General features: G+C 62.9%; 1 protein-coding gene and 1 pseudogene. One reads left to right on the forward strand and one right to left on the reverse strand.

Features of this window, described 5'->3' with window-relative positions:
• Positions 1-283: 283 nt before the first annotated feature.
• Positions 284-745 (forward strand): iron-responsive transcriptional regulator RirA, encoded by a 462-nt coding sequence (gene rirA / locus EOA27_RS37505; RefSeq protein WP_040982432.1) that lies wholly within the window; start codon positions 284-286, stop codon positions 743-745.
• On the opposite strand, the pseudogene EOA27_RS37510 reads toward rirA, so the two are convergent.
• Positions 742-1,116, reverse strand: a pseudogene (locus EOA27_RS37510) (iron ABC transporter); the annotation flags it as partial. The gene rirA and the pseudogene EOA27_RS37510 overlap by 4 nt on opposite strands.

The following is a 1,116-nucleotide window of genomic DNA, read 5'->3' on the forward strand; positions in this document are numbered from 1 at the left end:
TCTATCTAGTGCATGTCGCCCAAAGGTGCGCAGCGGTTCTGGGAAAACGACATGCATAAAAACAAAGACTTAAAGCGCGTCGCCTGAATCCGCTTCAGCGCGACGCGCTTTATGCCTGCGCCCGCGAAACGCTCGCCCGAAGCACAGGAGGGCAAATCGGGCCGCCATCCGCCCGGCCCGCACAAAAAGTTGACACGATTATTCAGCTATGTGCCAGTCCAGTCTGGAATTGTTCCAAACTATGGGCCATATTCGGCTTAAGCTAATATTTCGCGAGGATACCATGCGGCTCACGCGCCAGACCAATTATGCGATGCGCATCCTGATGTATTGCGCCGCAAATACCGACAGGCTGAGCCGCATCCCCGAGATCGCCGCCGCCTATTCGGTGTCGGAACTCTTCCTGTTCAAGATCCTGCAGCCGCTGGTCGAGGCCGGCCTTGTCGAAACCGTGCGCGGCAGGAACGGCGGTGTCAGGCTCGGCCGCCCGGCCGAGCAGATCAGCCTGTTCGATGTCGTGCGCGTCACCGAAGAGAGCTTCGCCATGGCCGAGTGCTTCGAGAACGACGCCGCCGAATGCCCGCTGGTCGACAGCTGCGCCCTGAATTCGGCGCTGCGCGAGGCGCTCAACGCCTTCTTCGCCGTGCTTTCCCGCTACACGATCGCCGACCTGATCGCCGCGCGCCCGAATGTGCGCCACCTGCTGGGCATCGACCTGCTGGAGCAGCGCGCCCCTGCAGCCTAGGCGGCGGACTGCGGCAACACGAACGGCATGCTTCCTTCGGGTAGCGCGCCGACCTTCAGCCTGCAGTCGAACACCTTCTCGATCAGTTCATCGTTCAGCACATCCGCCGGTGCACCGGCGGCCGCCAGTTTGCCACGAGAGAGCACGAAAATCCGGTCGGCATACATCGCCGTCAGATTGAGGTCGTGCAGGATCGCCACCACGCCGCCGCCGCGCCGGGCGAAATCGCGGGCGATGTTCATGATGATGAGCTGGTGCTTCACGTCGAGGCTGGAGACCGGCTCGTCGAGGAAGAGATAGCGCGGCCGCCCTTCGAGCACCGGCGCCCAGACCTGGCAGAGCACGCGGGCAAGCTGCACGCGCTGCTGCTC

The organism is Mesorhizobium sp. M2A.F.Ca.ET.037.01.1.1, from assembly GCF_003998075.1.
Lineage (GTDB): Bacteria > Pseudomonadota > Alphaproteobacteria > Rhizobiales > Rhizobiaceae > Mesorhizobium.